Below are 766 nucleotides of genomic sequence, written 5' to 3' on the forward strand. Positions count from 1 at the left end.
TACCGGCGACCAGCCTGCCGCAAGCAGGGAAGCCGAAATCATGGTCGTTAAGGCGATCACGGAGCCTACCGACAAATCAATGCCGCCGGATACAATGACGAAGGTCATCCCCACGGCCGTAATCAATAAAAAGGCATTATCGATGAGCAAGTTCAGCAGCACTTGCAGCGAAAAGAAGCCGGTATACCGGAAAGAGCCCGCGATATACATTGTGGCGAATAAAATGACGGTGACATAAATCGGTATGTATTTGCGATTAAGCAGCATGGCGTTTAACCTCCCGTTCTCCCGGATAATGACGAGTCTTCCAGCGGATGGTCAAGGATTGGCGGAAAGCTTCGGACTGAATCAAGCAGACGGCCAGCACGACGAACGCTTTGACGACGAGCGTGATCTCAGGCGGAACCCCGATCATATAAATCGTGGTCGTCAACGTCTGGATGATAAGCGCGCCAATCAGTGTTCCGCTGAGGTAAAATCTTCCGCCGTTCAGGGAGGTTCCCCCGATCACGACGGCAAGAATGGCATCGAGCTCGTACCATAGACCGGCATTGTTGCCGTCGGCGCTGGAGACGTTTGAGCTCAAGATCAAACCGGCAATCCCGGCACAGACGCCGCAGAAAATATACACGGCCAGCATGACCGTACGGGAACGAATGCCGGCCAAATGGCTTGCCGTCGGCTTGCAGCCGACCGACTCAATGAACAGACCGAGCGCCGTTTTCCGCGTCAGTAATGCGGCTGCGGCAAACACGATGGCCGCAAG

At 54.7% G+C, this 766-nt stretch carries 1 protein-coding gene and 1 pseudogene; both read right to left on the minus strand.

Annotated elements, in window-relative coordinates:
- Window positions 1-267 (minus strand): annotated as a pseudogene (locus GC097_RS28205) (sugar ABC transporter permease YjfF); the annotation flags it as partial.
- On the minus strand, window positions 257-766 hold a 510-nt coding region (locus GC097_RS28210; protein ID WP_376768432.1), incomplete at its 5' end, for an ABC transporter permease. The gene GC097_RS28210 and the pseudogene GC097_RS28205, both read right to left, overlap by 11 nt.

This window comes from Paenibacillus planticolens (assembly GCF_013141725.1).
In the GTDB taxonomy this organism is placed as follows: domain Bacteria; phylum Bacillota; class Bacilli; order Paenibacillales; family NBRC-103111; genus Paenibacillus_E; species Paenibacillus_E planticolens.